Annotated in this window: 14 protein-coding genes; 3 read left to right on the top strand and 11 right to left on the bottom strand. The window is 35.6% G+C overall.

Going from position 1 to position 16245, the window contains the following annotated elements; translation table 11 throughout:
• Position 1: 1 nt before the first annotated feature.
• The 6 genes from vgrG to ACY2RS_RS04725 all read right to left on the bottom strand — a co-directional run bounded on the left by vgrG (position 2) and on the right by ACY2RS_RS04725 (position 6857).
• Positions 2–1747 (bottom strand): type VI secretion system tip protein VgrG, encoded by a 1746-nt coding sequence (vgrG, locus tag ACY2RS_RS04750; protein ID WP_490097468.1) that lies wholly within the window; start codon positions 1745–1747, stop codon positions 2–4.
• Positions 1748–2030: 283 nt separating this feature from the next.
• Entirely contained in the window at positions 2031–3167 is a 1137-nt protein-coding gene (locus ACY2RS_RS04745; RefSeq protein WP_490097467.1) for a ligand-binding sensor domain-containing protein, read from the bottom strand.
• A gap of 119 nt (positions 3168–3286) precedes the next feature.
• Positions 3287–3739 (bottom strand): YHS domain-containing (seleno)protein, encoded by a 453-nt coding sequence (locus tag ACY2RS_RS04740; protein WP_490097466.1) that lies wholly within the window; start codon positions 3737–3739, stop codon positions 3287–3289.
• A 5-nt stretch (positions 3740–3744) separates the two neighbouring features.
• Positions 3745–4134, bottom strand: coding sequence for a DoxX family protein (locus tag ACY2RS_RS04735; RefSeq protein WP_490097465.1), 390 nt, complete (start codon positions 4132–4134; stop codon positions 3745–3747).
• A 205-nt stretch (positions 4135–4339) separates the two neighbouring features.
• The gene (locus tag ACY2RS_RS04730; protein ID WP_490097464.1) at positions 4340–5857 is read right to left on the bottom strand and encodes a sodium/proline symporter; all 1518 of its coding nucleotides are present in this window, start codon (positions 5855–5857) and stop codon (positions 4340–4342) included.
• 142 nt (positions 5858–5999) lie between these two features.
• Positions 6000–6857, bottom strand: a complete 858-nt coding sequence (locus ACY2RS_RS04725) for a bile acid:sodium symporter family protein (RefSeq protein WP_490097463.1) — start codon at positions 6855–6857, stop codon at positions 6000–6002.
• 251 nt (positions 6858–7108) lie between these two features.
• Between ACY2RS_RS04725 and ACY2RS_RS04720 the strand changes: the two genes are divergently transcribed.
• Both ACY2RS_RS04720 and ACY2RS_RS04715 read left to right on the top strand, forming a co-directional pair.
• Entirely contained in the window at positions 7109–8002 is an 894-nt protein-coding gene (locus ACY2RS_RS04720; protein WP_490097462.1) for a DUF6268 family outer membrane beta-barrel protein, read from the top strand.
• A 130-nt stretch (positions 8003–8132) separates the two neighbouring features.
• Positions 8133–10007 (top strand): putative porin, encoded by a 1875-nt coding sequence (locus tag ACY2RS_RS04715; RefSeq protein ID WP_490097461.1) that lies wholly within the window; start codon positions 8133–8135, stop codon positions 10005–10007.
• Between the two features lie 289 nt (positions 10008–10296).
• Here ACY2RS_RS04715 and ACY2RS_RS04710 read toward each other — a convergent pair whose 3' ends face one another.
• Together ACY2RS_RS04710 and ACY2RS_RS04705 are read right to left on the bottom strand one after the other, a co-directional pair.
• On the bottom strand, positions 10297–11079 hold the full coding sequence (locus tag ACY2RS_RS04710) for an anti-sigma factor (protein WP_490097460.1): 783 nt from the start codon (positions 11077–11079) through the stop codon (positions 10297–10299).
• Positions 11076–11630 carry an RNA polymerase sigma factor gene (locus ACY2RS_RS04705; protein ID WP_490097459.1) on the bottom strand — a complete coding sequence of 185 codons (555 nt, stop codon included), beginning with the start codon at positions 11628–11630 and terminating at the stop codon, positions 11076–11078. Before ACY2RS_RS04705 ends, ACY2RS_RS04710 begins: the two co-directional genes overlap by 4 nt.
• 125 nt (positions 11631–11755) lie before the next feature.
• Here ACY2RS_RS04705 and ACY2RS_RS04700 point away from each other — a divergent pair, with 125 nt between their 5' ends.
• Positions 11756–12268 (top strand): fasciclin domain-containing protein, encoded by a 513-nt coding sequence (locus tag ACY2RS_RS04700; RefSeq protein WP_490097458.1) that lies wholly within the window; start codon positions 11756–11758, stop codon positions 12266–12268.
• Positions 12269–12549: 281 nt separating this feature from the next.
• On the opposite strand, the gene ACY2RS_RS04695 is transcribed toward ACY2RS_RS04700, so the two are convergent.
• The 3 genes from ACY2RS_RS04695 to ACY2RS_RS04685 are packed head-to-tail and all read right to left on the bottom strand — an operon-like array spanning position 12550 to position 16027.
• Entirely contained in the window at positions 12550–14223 is a 1674-nt protein-coding gene (locus ACY2RS_RS04695) for a hypothetical protein (RefSeq protein WP_490097457.1), read from the bottom strand.
• 31 nt (positions 14224–14254) lie between these two features.
• Entirely contained in the window at positions 14255–14782 is a 528-nt protein-coding gene (locus tag ACY2RS_RS04690; RefSeq protein WP_490097456.1) for a hypothetical protein, read from the bottom strand.
• Positions 14783–14785: 3 nt separating this feature from the next.
• Entirely contained in the window at positions 14786–16027 is a 1242-nt protein-coding gene (locus ACY2RS_RS04685) for a DUF6638 family protein (RefSeq protein ID WP_490097455.1), read from the bottom strand.
• Between the last annotated feature and the right edge of the window lie 218 nt (positions 16028–16245).

Below are 16245 nucleotides of genomic sequence, written 5' to 3'. Positions count from 1 at the left end.
ATTAATTTATTTGTACTAATGATCCTTTTAAAACTGCTGTAGCACTTGTTGAAACCTCTGCACCGCTAGCTCCTTCGGCCTTAAATTCTGCATTTGCATTTAGTGATATGTTAGTTCCTTCTATCGTAACATCTCCTTGAGCTTTTATAAGGAAATCACTTCCGCTTTCGGCCAGAATACCATTGTTGTCTAATGTAATTGTATTGCTATTATCGTCTTGAATTACAATAGACCCTGCATCTTCATCAATAGTTATTTTTTTCCCTCCAGGGGTTTCAATTGAAATAGACTTTTTTTCATCATTAAACATCAATTTCATATCACTACGGGTAATAAACCCTTTTTCGTTATTTTCATCTTTAGTTGCTATTGGAGCAGGTTTTGCACTACTATTCAACATACCTAATATTACTGCATGATTGGGGTCATCATTTACAAAACCAATGATTACTTCATCTCCTATCTCAGGTCTAAAAAATGCACCTCTATTTTCACCCGCATCTAGTGAGGCAATACGAGCCCATATTCCTTGCTCTTCATTAGTTATAATGGGTATTTGTACTAGAATTCTATCTTCTCCATTTGGGTCATTTTCTAATTTTGAAACAATGCCTATTTGTAAACCATTGATTGCTGGCACTAGACCCGCAGCTTGGGAGTCATTAATGTCATAGGTTTCACTAAACCAGGTTGGGTTTAAACCAAACTGGGCAACCGTACTCCAATCACCTTTTGCTATGACATGTTTTACAGCGCTAATAAAAACAGTTCCATTAAAGCGATCTCCAACCCCTTCTAAATTTATGAGCGTCCCTGGTTTCACCTCTGAAGCACCTTGAAACTTAACACTTCCACGTGTTTTTGCTAGTTGTTGAAATAGTGCTTTTGCATCGCTCCAGTCTTGTAATATTTCTATGGTGTCTATTCCACCATGTTTTAGATCAAAGTTTTCAATTTCAAGTACATCTGCTAATTGTGAAGGTGAAATATTTCCGTTTAGATTTAGGGATAAAGCTTTGGCTTTAGTTTCAATAATTTTTTGATCTGAAGGATTCCAACCAAAACTACTTATAGTTTTCATTTGGCTTCGAGCATCCATTTCTGCATCAAAAGAAAGTAAGTTGTTTCCATATGCGATTGTTTGTACAGTAGCTTTTGTAAGGCTGGGTGTTTCAAAAATTAATTTTCCATCATCTACAATGCATACTTTTCCATTTGCTTGGGCACGCGTTATCATAAAATCCCAATCTGACGCTTGATATTGAACGAGTTCCTTATGGACATTATTTGTAGTCTCCACATGAGCTGTCAATCCATAATTTTGAGTTATTTCTCTTATAATATTGCTATCGTTACTTTCATAGTAATACTTGCTTTTTCTTCCTATGGTAGTCTTGACAGCCTTATCTCGACATTCAACTACTAATAAAGATCCCGTTTCTCTAATTTTAATGCTATGCTTAATAATGATTCCTTTAAAAATGGTTTCTTCTTCACTATTATATCCAGCTTTTATTTCAATATCATTTCCAGGGATTAATACATCATCATTACTTAAACTAAAGTCTTGAGCAGCTGTATCACCATCGAAAAACGCTATATGAGCAAATGGGATTTGGTTTACTTCTTTTTCAACAGTGATACTTTTCACTTGATGTTCTTCAGAAGTTTTACTTCCGTTAATAAGAATGGAAAATGTAAGATTACCATATGGTGGTTGTGGGATTTTTTTTCTTTTTTTAGTCATTACGATTTTCTTTGAAAGGTGGAAATACAGTTGTAAGAAACTTTATTATTCAGAAGTATAGTGTTAAACCTATTTTTAAAAGTGTTTAAGCAAATACTTTGAGGTCAATGTCTGTAGAGGAGGTTGAGATAAAAATAAATGTCTGATTGTTAAGTTTCTATGTCTAAAAATACAATATTAAAATGAAATGGAACTTACAGGATACTAAGTATCCATTTTTGGTCATGGTAAATAGTTGACTCAATACTCTTAATTTCTTATGTATACTATTTGAGTGATATTTTTAATAGGTAGTCGTCCAAGGTTCTATTTCTGAAGCATTAGAGAATGAACCATTTTTATAAATACACAATCCTTTCCAGGTACCAAACCAAATGTTTCCTTTGCTGTCTTCGAAGATGCTCTGGACCCCATTGGTGGTGAGTCCATCTGCTGCCGTATGTTTGGTGAATTTAACTCCTTGGTATTGATATACCCCAACATGCTCTACAGAAAACCAGAGGTCTCCAGAAGCGGTTTCCATAAAATTGTAGGCTTCAACACCTTCTATGGCACCTTGTTTTGTATGATGGGTGAAGTTTGTTCCATTATAACTACTCACGCCCCCATAAAAGGTACCCATCCAAATAGTGCCTTGTTGGTCTTCAAAAAGATCGGCTACATTGTTGTCATTCAAACCATTTTTTTGTGTAAAGTGGCTGAAATTTTCTCCATCATACACAGTAATTCCATACCCATCTGTTGCAAACCAAATGGTTTCTGTTGTATCTATTAAAATAGCGCCAATTCTATTGGGAGATAGCATGGGTTGTGGATTTTCAATCCTGGGTTTTGGCACTGTAAAGGAGGTAAAGATCTCACCATCAAAAATACTGACCCCTTCTACGGTTCCTATCCATAGTTGGCCTTTTTTGTCTAAAGCAATACTCCATATTTCTTCATGAATCAAGCCGTCTTTCTCTGAATAATTCGTAAAAGTTGTGCCATCGTATTTTGTGAGTCCGCCAGAGGTGCCAAACCATAGAATACCATTTCTATCTTCTAAAATACTTCTTACAGCAGTACCTCCAAACCCTTCTTTTTTTGTAAACTGCTCAAGTGTTTTTCCATCATACCGAATCACACCATCTCCATTGGTTCCAAACCAGTAATTTCCTTTGGTATCTTGATACATGATTCTTACAAAATCTCGAACCATTCCATTTAGATTAGTATGAATTTGTGGAAAGGTGGTGTTGTTTCCCGATAGGAGGAAAGGGTTATCCTGTTTCGTGTTTTTTGGTAATACTATCTCTGTAGTGTTTTGGGCTTCTATATTTTTAAGTTCTTTAACCTGCCCGTTACATGCATATACAAGTAATACTGCCAATAGATAGCATATGGAAGAGAAGTTTGAAAACATATTGTATTTACTATGCATGTTGTGTTTGAACTATATGTATTTAAGTATTTTAAAATTACAAATTATCAAAAACAAAGACACCCAAATACAATAGATATTTGAGTGTCTTTTAAAATAAATTAATGAATTCTGTGTTGCTAACCTTTATATTTAGATTTTTCCCAGTTTGCATCGGCTTGTTTTTTTAATGCATTTGGGTTTTCTTCTAACCAGCTTTCGAGTGTATTGTTACCCCAAGAGTTATAAAATAAATATAGTTTTCCATCCCGAATTTCAAATGTTTCAGGATTGATAGTTACCTTTTTGTTTTTGGCTCCTAGGGCATAAGCACACCAACCACCATACTGGGGAATGTATTTTGTTGGATTTGCTTTAAAAGTTTTTGCATTCTCTTTGTTGTGAAATTTATAATTCACTCCGTCATAACTTGCTGTATAAGCTTCTTTTCCTTCAAGGGCTTTATTACTGAAATAAGCTACCACATCAAATCCTTCTGCAACATAGCCATCATCTAGATTATAATCAATGTCTTGTCCAAGAGTACTTCCTGAAAATAGTAGACACAATATGCATAACATTAAAGATTTCATACGATTTAGTTATTTAATTTTGCACCAATAATGGGTATTGATTTCCTTTCTGTATACAATATAAATAGCGAAGCAAGTAAGATAAACACTGCGGTATAAAATAAAACACCACCATCTCCATTCACTTCAATTCCTAGGGTTGTTAAATGCATCATAACAGCACCGCTAATGACACCAGCAATGAGTCCAGCGCCTAGCCAAGATGTTTTTTTGATAACTAATAAAATACCAGCAATTAACTCAATAATTCCAATTCCTATTCTGCCGTGAGGCTCTAGACCAACTTTTGTAAAGATGTATACACTATCTGGATGCGCAGTTAGTTTAAATCGAAGTGTTTGAATTACGATAACCGCAACGATGATTTTCAATACCAATATGCCGTATTTTTTCATTTATTTAGATTTTATATTTATTACTCTGTAAATTTCTTAAAAAATAGGAATTTAAGATTCACGTATAGACGTGAAATGAACAAAATTAAGGCATGAAACTAACATTTCCGAAGAAAAGTTTTAAGAAAAGCTTTAATTTTCACTTAAGTATCAACAACTCAAAAGAAACTTAATACGCTATATCTAGAGATTATTTCACATAACATCAATCCCATTCAATTTCTTTTTTTGGTGTTTCTGAAATTTCCTTGGGTGGTGCTATTTTAGAAACGATATACCCAATGATCATTGCCAAAGCAAATGAAGGCGCTAGCACATCTAGTTCTTTAAAATAGTCTCCTATTCCTTCCATGTTGGATACCACGAATTTAAAGAGAATCACAGATAGAAAGCCAGTAATCATAGATGCAATGGCTCCTTTTTCGGAATAGCCTTTCCAAAATAAGGATAAAATAATAACAGGGCAGAAGGTGGCTGCAATACCTGACCAGCCAAATATCATAATCCAAAAAATCTGCCTATCTGGATATAAATTATACAAAAGTATGGCTATCCCTAATGCTACCAATGCCATCGCAACAGTTACTGTTCTTGAAAACCTTGTTAAGTCTTCATCTTTTAAATCGGGTCTAAATATTTCTTGATAAAAGTCACGGGTAATTGCACTAGAGGCAAGAATGAGTAGCGAATCAATGGTAGACATAATTGCTGAAAGCACAATAGCAATAAAGATAGCTACTAATATGGTAGGTAAAAATTCGTTAGTAATCATGCTCAATACATCTTCTCCACCATTTCCTAAAATTGCTTCGGGGTCTTGTCCTTCACTTGTAAAATAGACTCTAGCAAGAATACCAATGGTTACTGCTGCAGCGTCTGTTAATAATGTAAAAAACAATGCTACCCATTTTCCTTTATCAATCTCCTTGTCGCTTTTTATTGACATGAAACGTACATATACTTGTGGAGATCCTAAAAAGCCCAATCCAATCATGGAGAAACCTAGAATGGTAAATACATTCATGAGGCCATCATCACTTCTTCCAAAGAGATTTGTTAATGTTGGGTCTATAGCGTTTAAGCCTTCGGTGATTCCTGTTCCATGATCCATAGAAAACCAAACCACTATAGGGAGTAAGACCAAGCCAAAAAACATTAAAACCCCTTGGAACATATCTGACCAAACTGCCGCAACAAAGCCGCCGACAAAAATATAGACCAATACAATGACAAAGCCTATGAGCGCTCCTATGCGATAATCAATGTTGAGCATGGATTCGAATGCAATTCCTGTAACATCCATTTGTGAGGCCACATAAATAACAACAAAGACAACTAAAACTGATGCTGAAATAATACGCAGCGTGTTTGTAGCCGATTTAAAATGACTTTGAAGATAATCTGGTATCGTGATGGCTTTATAGGTGTCTGATCTTTGTTTAAATCGTTTGGCCATGAATTGCCAGGAAATAAAAACACCGAGTAATTCTCCAAGAACAACCCAATATGCGGTATAACCTGCCATGGCACCCATTCCAGTAAGTCCAATTAATAACCATCCAGATTCACCCGTGGCTCTAGCAGAAAAAGCAACGGCCCAAAAACCCATTTTTTTTCCTCCTACATAGTAATCACTCATGCTTTTGACTCTCTTAGAGGCAAGAATTCCAATTAAAAAAAGAACAGAGACATAGAGTGCAAGGACAATAATTTTTGTAATCATAGTTTTTGGTTTTTGCCCTACAACGTTTTATTTCTCTAGCAATGGCTTAGAAATGGCGTGGTTATGAAAGGTTTGATATAACGTATAAGTTCATCAAGGTAGTTGAATTTTGTGAAATGATAGAACAGCGCATCGTTTTGGTTTACTTAGATGCTACAAGTTTCATCCCTAAAGCGATAATGACACCACCTGTAAGAAACATAATAAGACTATACACTGCAGGGGCAATGGCGTAGTTTTCATTCATTAAAATTCCAGAAGCGATGGCAATGGCCATAGTTCCATTTTGAATTCCGGACTCAATAGAAATTGTGAGTGACTGCGCCAAGTTTAATCTAAATAGTTTTGCTGTTAGAAAACCAATACCCATAGTAGCAAGGTTTAAGGCTAGCGTTGCCAACCCAGCTTGTTGTAAATAGGGAATGATATCTTCTTTTTTCTTTAGTACTAAGGCAATAATGACTAAAAACAATACCAATGCAGAAATAATTTTTACGGGCTTGTTCATCTTGTCTGCAAATTCTGGGCGTGATTTTTTCACGAACATGCCAATTGAAACTGGAATAATGACAATGGCAAAAATTTGGATTACCGTTTGTAGTTTGTCTATTTCAATCATTTCGTTTGCATTTAGAAATTGCCCCAAGGCAAAGTCCACTACAAATGGAATGGTAAAAATGGTGAGTAAACTATTGACAGTAGTTAAGGACACAGATAAACCAACATCTCCTTTTGCTAAATAAGTGACAAGGTTTGAGGTTGGACCCCCTGGACAGGCGGCTAAAATCATCACACCAATGGCGATGTCTGTGTTAACTTCTAATAGTGATATAAGGACATAAGCGATGATGGGCAATAAGATGATTTGATTTAATAAACCCACTAAGATGGCTTTGGGTTGTTTTAATAAACGTGTAAAGTCTTCTTTGACAAGCGATAAGCCCATCCCAAACATAATGATGATTAATGCAACTGCGAGAATGATGGTTCCTATATCCATATTTTATGCTTTGATTTCCTTAGTCATGTTTTTTTACATGTAGTTTGTCTACTAATGTACTTTAATTTTAGGAAATATATCGTTTGTGTGTAATTTCAACAAAAAAAAGAATTCTGAAGTACTAGAAATCATACGATTATAAAAAAGATACATTTTATACTGCTATTGTCTAGCTTTGTTTTTATATTGATTGGCAGATTGAAGCTATTAAATAGCTATCATTTTTTTTTAAACCACTAAAATTTTTTAAAATGAAGAAAGCACTCATTTGTTTAGTATTATTTATTTCGGGAAGCATTATGCATGCTCAGGATTACATAGATTTAGTAAAAGTATCTCATAATATAACTACGCTGGGCAATGTAGATACCGACGCAGAAACTGATGTAAGTAATACCAATGCCGAAGTTTATTTCCCTGTTCCACTTACAGATAAAGCAGTTGTAATTGCTGGGTTTACTTACGAAAACACACGTTTAGGATTAGGGTTTACTGAGGATAGATCAAATTTAATAATGACAAGACTTAATTTAGGTCTTAAATTAAAGCATGGAAATAATTGGAGTGGTACCTATGTAGCATTGCCTAAGTTGGCATCTGATTTTGACGATTTGGGTGGCGATGATTTTCAAATGGGTGGACTTGCCTTGCTAGAAAAAAAATACTCTGCTAAGTATGGACTTAAATTTGGTGCCTACCTTTCTTCTGAGAATTTTGGAACCACATTAACACCGCTTGTTGGAATTTGGTATAAATCTAATAACCGCAAGTTTTATGTGAATGCAACCTTACCTATTCGTGCAGATGCAAATTATTCGCTTACTCAAAACTTCAGTCTTGGTGCCAATTTATTGACATCTGTAAAATCGTATAACCTTGCAGAAGCCAATTCGCTTTTTTATGTACAAGAGGAATCTATTCGTTTTGCATTATTTGCAGCTTATGGTTTTTTCGATAATAATCTAATTGTACGAGGAAAAGTAGGTTTGGATACTACAGATTATGGTCTATATAATGAAGGAGATACTATTGGTTTGCAGGTTCTTACGTTCCAGGTAGGAGGTGATGACCGTAATAGGCTCAACTCTGAGTTTGCGAGTGGTGCCTTTTTTGGACTAGATCTTATTCTTAGAGCTGACCTGTAATTTTTTAACGCCTTTTCTACTTTGTTCAAATTTCCGAAGCAAAAAAAATATACCTTTGTGAAATACGTTAGTAGTATCTATGAAACAGCTTTTTTTATTTGTGTGTCTCTGTTGTTGTATCAACATGTCTATGGCACAAACTCCAGACGCTCCTGTTCGAAAAAAGACTGTTAAAAATGAGAAGCCGCCGTTAGAGTATTATAAATTTATATCGCATGCTCGTGATACAACCTATGTAGATACTACCTTATCTATTCAGAAGAATTATAAATTCAACTATTTACGTAGTGATACTTTTGAGTTATTGCCTTTTAACAACGTGGGGCAGACCTATAATTCTTTAGCGATTAATACAACTACCAATAGGTTAAAACCTTTGTTTGCGGCACAATCACATCATTTCAACTATAAGGAGATTGAAGATGTAAGGTATTATAATGTTGCTACACCTTTAACCGAATTGTATTTTAAAACTGCCTTCGAGCAGGGACAACAATTGGATGCTTTTTTTACTGTGAACACAAGCAAGCAGTTTAATTTTTCATTGGCATACAAAGGGGTTAGATCCTTAGGGAAATACCAGCAAAGTTTAACTAGTACAGGTAATTTGTTAGTAACCTCTAATTATCATACAAAGAACAATAAGTACAATCTACGGTTTCATTTAGCAGCCCAAGACATTTTAAATAGAGAAAATGGCGGACTTACTGAGAACTCTCTAGAACTTTTTATCAATGACGACGATGAGTTTAGTGACCGAGGCAGATTAGATGTTAATTTTGAAGATGCAGAGAACAAGCTTGAGGGACTTCGTTTTTACGGTGATCATGAATATGCTTTGGTTCAAAAACAAGACAGTACGAGCACTACCGCACTTACCATAGGAAACAGTATCTGGTATGAAGACAAGTTTTTTGAATACCGTCAGGCTGCTGCTTTTGAAGGCTATGGCACTTCGTATGAGGCTACAAATTTAAACACCAAAACCAAGTTAGAAGACTTTAATGTACAAGCCTATGTGAAGTTTGATAATGCGCTCTTCGGAAATTTTAAGGCATTTACCACCTATACAGATTACAACTATGGCTATAATACGGTCTTAGATTTGGAAACGGGACGAATTCCAAATAGAATTAAAGGAAATATTTTAGCAGTAGGAGGTACTTATGAAAAAGAATACAAGGGCTTTCAACTAAAAGGAGAAGGTGCCATTAATGTGAATGGTGATCTTGACGGAAATTACATTAATGCATCGGCTGGATATGCATTAAATGAAGATAACAAAGCACATGCTTCGCTTAGAATACATAGTGCAGCACCTAACTTCAATTTCCAATTGTATCAAAATGATTACGTAAGCTATAACTGGAAAACAGAGTTTAATAACATCAAGACACAAGAGTTTCGTTTTGATGTACAATCCAAAAAGATTGCCAATGTATCGGTAAGTTATACGGGGATAGATGATTATACGTATTTCGCTATCGTCACTACAGAAAATGCTGCAGAAGATGATATCTTTAGACCTACACCACAGCAATTTGATGGTCGGGTTAACTACTTAAAAATTAAGGCTGAGCGTGAATTTACCTGGAGACAATTTGCCTTAAATAACACCGTCATGTATCAAAATGTGTTGAGTGGGAGTGAGGTATTTAATGTACCGCAGCTAGTAACACGACAATCTATATATTATCAAGATCATTGGTTTAAGAATGCCTTGTTCTTGCAAACAGGAATAGATTTTAAATACTTTACAAGTTATAACATGGATGGCTATGACCCAGTATTGGCAGAGTTCTTTGTGCAAAATAAACAAGAGTTGGGTGGGTTTCCTTTATTCGATTTGTTTTTCAATGCTAAAATACGTCAGACCCGTATCTTCTTTAAGTGGGAGCACTTTAACTCGGTGTTTGCTAGTAAAAATGAATACTTCTCAGCGCCAGGAGTTCCTTATCGTGATGCCTTGATACGATTTGGTTTGGTGTGGGATTTCTTTTTGTAAAACAAGTTTCAAAGTTGCAAAGGGGCAAAGATGCAAAGGTCTTCGACAGGCAAAGACTGACAATTTCCTTATTTTTTAATAATATCTCAATGTCACCCTGTCCCGAAGCTTCGGGAGTCGAAGGGCGATAGTTATAAATAGAGTTACAATGTTAAAGAGGGATAAAGTGGCAGAATTTTTTAGTAACAAAGGTTCAAAGATGTATAGTTATAAAAGGTTGCTTTTAAATTATATTCACCCGTCACCCGTCACCCGTCACCCGTCACCCGTCATTCTCAATTCTAGGAGTCTAAGGAGTTAAATAGACATTGGTAATTAACTGATCTACACTAGCATGATCATTCCCGCCAGCTGGCTCAATGGTGATGTTTAAAGAGCTAGCGTTTTCTATGTACTGCATGGCTATCATTTTACTGTTTTTAGGAATGATTCCCATGTCAATCATTTCTCCATCTACATCAGCCCATAATTGGTAATCATGTTCATCTGATAGTGTAGGTAATTTTTCTGCATTTACAAGTACCTTTTTCTCTGCATGATTTACATAACTCAGCGCAATGGCGCCTGGAGCTTTTGCATTTCCTTTTAAGATATATTTTTGAGTATTGGTATCATTAATCATTTGATACCATTGTGCGATTGAAGTGTAGTTTGCTTCTAGCGTGTTAACTTTTTCTTCTAACGCATTATTGCGTTCTGTAACGAGTTGCACTTCATCATTTAGCGCATTCTTTTGATTGTATAACCAAAAGCTGGTAACCCCTAATAAAACTGCAAGTGTTGCTGCAATATTTCTAAATACCGTATTGTTTTTTGAGATTGGAATAACTTGAGTGGGTTTGTCTTGTAATGCTAAGGCATTACTTATTTTATTTTTTAGGTTAGATGGCGGGAGTATCGCATTCTCTTGAGCCATTTTTTCAAGGGAGATTTCTAACTCATTTACATAGGCCCTAGCTTCCTCGTTAGATGCCAAAAGAGTCTCTATCTCATGAGTTTCTTTTTCTGAAAGATCCCCTATTAGAAAAAATTCAAATTTTCCAGATGCTATGATGTCATTTACATTTTTCATAGATACAGTACGCGTATTAAAAGCCCTATAAATAAGGGTGTGTAACTTTCTTTTAATTTTTTTAAAGCTTGTTGAACATAACTTTTAAAAGTTCCTAGAGGCACCTCCATTTCTTTATGTGCCTCTCTATGAGTAAGCCCTTCAAAATAAATAAGTGTTAGCGCCTTTTGATGATGCGCTTCCAGTTTTTTTAGAGATCCATTAAGCTTTATGGTATCGATGGTATTGGTTTGTTCTTCTTCTTTATTACTATATACACTTAAATCTTCATTTTGGATGAGGTTTGTTGAACTTCTCATAAAATTTAATGTAGTGTTTCTAGCAATTCTGTAGGTCCAGGTATAAAATCTTCCTTTGGTTTCATCATATTGATGCGCATTTTTCCAAATTTTTAAAAAAGTTTCTTGTAAAAGATCCTGTGCTACAATTTCATCTTTGCAAATTCTAAGAATGACGCCATACAGCGCACCACTATAATCATCATAGAGCTGAGAGAGCGCTCTTTTGTCTCCATCTTGAAGCATTTTTATGTAGTTGTTATTTTGTGACATTTTAACAGTAGTTGTTAAAGTTAAGCAAAAATCAGGCAGCCTCCTCATCCAAAATTAGAAATGTAGGGTATATACCATTGAAAGCGCGCTAAACATTTTTTTTAATCATTTAAAACAAAGTAACAATGAAAAAATTAGTATTTATTCTAACAACAGCAATCGTATTCTCATTTTCACAAAACACAGTAGCACAAAAAGACATTGTAGATGTGGCAGTAGGCAACGAAAACTTTTCAACTTTAGTAACCGCATTAAAAGCTGCAGATTTGGTCGGAGCATTGCAAGGTGATGGACCTTTTACAGTATTTGCTCCTACCAACGACTCTTTTGCAAAAATTGATTCTAAAACTCTTGGAGATCTATTAAAGCCAGAAAACAAAAAAGCATTAGCAAATATTCTTACCTACCATGTAGTAAGCGGAAAGTACACTGCAAAAGATGTTGTGAAAGCGTTAAAAGCAAATGGAGGTACCATAGAACTCACTGCTCTAAATGGTAACAAGTTTTCGGTAACAAGTGGAAAAGATGGTATCTACTTAACAGATGGTAACAATGCAAAAAGTATTATCATGAGCACAGATGTTATGGCAAGCAATGGTGTTATTCATGTTATAGAAAATGTAATAATGCCAAAATAATTTTTGCATAAACATAAAAAAACTCCTTGCTTTCTAAGTAGGGAGTTTTTTTGTTGTAAAGATTCAAAGGAGCAAAGGGGCAAAGATGCAAAGGTCTTCGACTGGCAAAGATTGAAAATTTTTAAGCAGCTATTTTTATGAAAATTAACTGCCACCCTATCCCGAAACTTCGGGAGTCGAAGGGCGTAATTATAGCATAAAATTTTGAAGTGGAGCGATAAATAGTTAAAGGTTTTATACTACTGAAGATTCAAGACGCTCAACCAGACCATAGTTGCTTCTTAATTTAAACTATCCAATACCCTTTGTGCTGCTGCACGTAATGAATCTCTTACGCTCAACACCTTTAAAGAATCTTGCGAAATAATGGGTTGAATATCAATTTTCTTGATGTCTGGGTACAGTTGTTCTTTTGTTAAGTTTTCACTGGTTTGCCAAGTTTCTCCCATTTGGTCTAAAATCTGACGTTCCCATTGCGATGGATGTTTGGCATCTACCCAAATAACATCTCGATACTCTGTGTCAATCAAAGCTAAATCTGGTGTGGCTGCACCATCAAACTTCTTGCTGTCATCTCTTTTTGCTGCAACTGTGCTAATGACAAACAAACGTTTTCTACCACCTACTTCTTTAATGAAAGGTCTAAATTCTACAGGTTTGTTAACCGACCAGTCGTATTCTTTTCTAGATTCTACTACTTTTAAAGGCATGGCACTTACACCCGCTAATCCTTCTTTTTTTGCACTGTGATTATAATAGTAAAGTTTGTCAGTCCCATCGGCTGGGATTAATACGCTAAAAGTTAAACTTGTTCGCTCCTCACCAATAGGCTCTAAACCAAACCAATGATAAAGCCCGTCAAAGGCATCGATTGTCATACCTTCAAAATCGAAATCGGTCACAAAAGGCTGCTGATTTTCATCATCTGCTAGATCTGGAATCTTAACAGCCGTTTCCATATTCCAAGGTAACGGATCTGTAAAACCTCCCAGAAATTGTAAAGATTGAGCTTGTAATCTAGAGACACTTTCTGCCAAAGTGTTTTGTCTTGTTAAGAAGGGGTAGTTGTTTGTTTCTTCTGCCGAAATATACGTTCCCTTACCTATGGTAATACGCTCTAGATAATCGCTTGCATCGTGTTCTCCTGGTTCAATCACCATCACGCCGCCGTAAGTAGGATACGGAAAGAAGAACCCTTTCCATTTAATAAGACTTACTACCTGCACCCAATTACCACTATCGTCTTTCATATAAAACACCTCACTAGGTTCTAAGGTAAACAACTGAAAGAAGTTAAAACGTTGCACTACTGCATTGTATGTATTTCTACTGAAGGCCAAGGATTCGCCAATGGCAAAGGTCACCGGAATTCTGTTTTTATCTGAAAACCTTGGAAATGGTGAGGTACTTGCAACAGCAAAAATCTCTTCGGTGTTATCATGCATACGTTGCCAAGAATACTCTTTGGCAGGCTGAACCGCCATGGTCCATTGATTTACACTATCTACACGCACCAACTGTGGTGGAGATACTTCTTGCGTTTCACCTATAGACTCGTAGGCCATGGTCACAATATTGTTATAAGGTTGTATGCGTTCATTTCGTGTAAGTGGCAATTCGTTAATTTCTATTAGGTTTAAATTGTTGTAGACATTATAGGTTTGCATAAAAGAATACAAACCTGTTTTCCAGCCCAAGAACCATCCTGTTGCAAAAAAGGCAAGGATCCCTGCCAGAATTAAAATTCGTTTTCCAGCACCAACGGCAGCCCTAAACTTAGAGAGTGTAAACCCTAAGAAGAGAACACTCAAGAGTACCAAGAAAGCATATTTCCGAAGAAATAATAAGGCTGGTTGGTAGTCATCTCTTAAAAAGAATAATGCTAAAATCAATAGAATAACACCTGCAATTATAATGCGTTTTTGTTTTCCACCTTTGTTCCAATATGATTTCATACCTTATAATTTAAATTTTCACTACTCACTACTATTTAATCATCCCCTTATCCTTAAAGCGATCTCTGGCGCTTTTCTTTGGGGTTTCTGAAATATCCTCTTTTGTAGCTGTGTTCGTTGTCGTATCTGTATCAGTATCTATTTTCTCTTTTACCTCTTCTACAAAGTCTTCAACAGTTTCTTTTCCTTGTTCATATACTTTTTTCAAGGTCTCTGTGGTGGTCTTTTCTTTTGCGAATAAGAAGATAGAAGCGATATAGGTGCCTATAAGAGTTCCTACAATTGCAGACACAAAATATTGCACATAAAAAGCATTTACAGGGGTTGCAAAACTCACAATGACTCCTGCAATAACAAACAACAGTGTTACATAAACAAGTCTCAACAAAAAAGGCTGCTGATGAATAAACCCTTTACGATTGTCTGGCTTCATTTGTAGTTCCTTGTTATGAGAAATATGATTGAATAAACGGTACAAACGATTGCTTTTAGCTTCACGCCAATACAGTATAATTCCAAATAAAATGGAGAGTATAAATACAATGATTTCTAGTGTCATAGCTTATCGTTTTATGGCGTTCATAATAGTTTTAATAACCCAATCCTTGTAGCTGTCATCCCATGTTTTATAGGCATTGTAAAAGGCTTCTTTGTTGTACCAGTACAAATGCAATGGGTCCACGGGAGCAATGGTGTTTAATAATTTCCAGATGAGTTCTTGATGTTCTAATTCAAGAGAAGAGTGCGGTTTGTGCAAAGCATTGTAATAATCATCACTTACAATATCCTCGCGTTTGGTTTGGTTGCTCACTTCTAGGCGTTCTAAATAGAGCTCAACCCCCATAATGTTTTTTCTTGTCTCAAGATCTAACGCGTTTAAGTACTTCTTAAACAAAAATGGGTTGTCTAAAATTTCAGCAATTGGATGCTCAATTTCTTTTAGATTAGCCGCATAAGTGTGCATCTTAATACGTTCGTAAGCAGCAGATTTTACTGCAGTTTTTAAGTGCACTTCTGCTATAATGTGGTCTACGAGCGTATCCATTAGTTCTCCATGATTTTTGTGAAACAACATCACATCATGATGGGTATCTTTAATGGCTTTTTTAAAAACCGCTTCGTCTTCAAAAACTAGGATGTCTTTAATAAAATCTCGCAATACAAACACACCTCCAAAAGCTCTTGTATGAAAGCTCGTAACATCTAAAGACAGGGGAGCAAGGGCTAATTTTCTAAATCGTAAATCACCATATTTCTTTGCAGAAGCCAATAGTTTGTGATGTATATCTCGATCTATAAAATTATTGCCATCGTTAAAATGGGCAATCAGTTCTTTTTGTTCTTTCTGACGCTGTTCTAGTTTGTTTAATATTTCAAAACTCACCGAAATATGCTTGTAGCGCAATAAATCGAAAGGCTCGTAAAATGAATCTATATGCTGATCTAAATGCACACAAATAGCGGCATCTTTAGTAATATCACGTATTTGTTTTTGATAGGCCGTAAAAATGGCAATCATTAAATCTTTATCAAAACTATGCGATGGCATAAACACAGGCTTGTTTTGCTGTGCGGGAGAAATGATAATTGCATTTGGATTGGCATCGCCTATGTTTAAATAGTAATTATCGTCTTTCTCTTCGGCAATTTCTGGGCTCCAACCCATGGCATCGATAGAAAAATGATCCAAACTTGTTGGCGAAACTCCAAGCATAGCAAGACAATCGTTGTAGCGTTTTGCCAACGATCCCGAGAGTGGTACCAATCCACTACCAAATAATCCTGCGTCTTTTAGTTTTTGCATATTCTTAAATGTTGCTGGGTCAAATCCCTCACCAACTAATTGTGCGCTTTGCAAGCTTCAATTAGTTGACTCTCCCAGAGGGAGAATAGAGGTTTATGTTATTTTTTAGGTTCAAAGGTTCAAAGGTTCAAAGGTTCAAAGTGGCAAAGAATCAAAGTTTTTATTTTTAATTTGATTTTCAAATTGTCACATTTTCAAATTAATTTCATCCGTCATCC

This window comes from Patiriisocius sp. 208BN25-11, from assembly GCF_058147145.1.
Note: the sequence above shows the minus strand (reverse complement) of the source record. Positions and strands in the feature narration are given on the sequence as shown.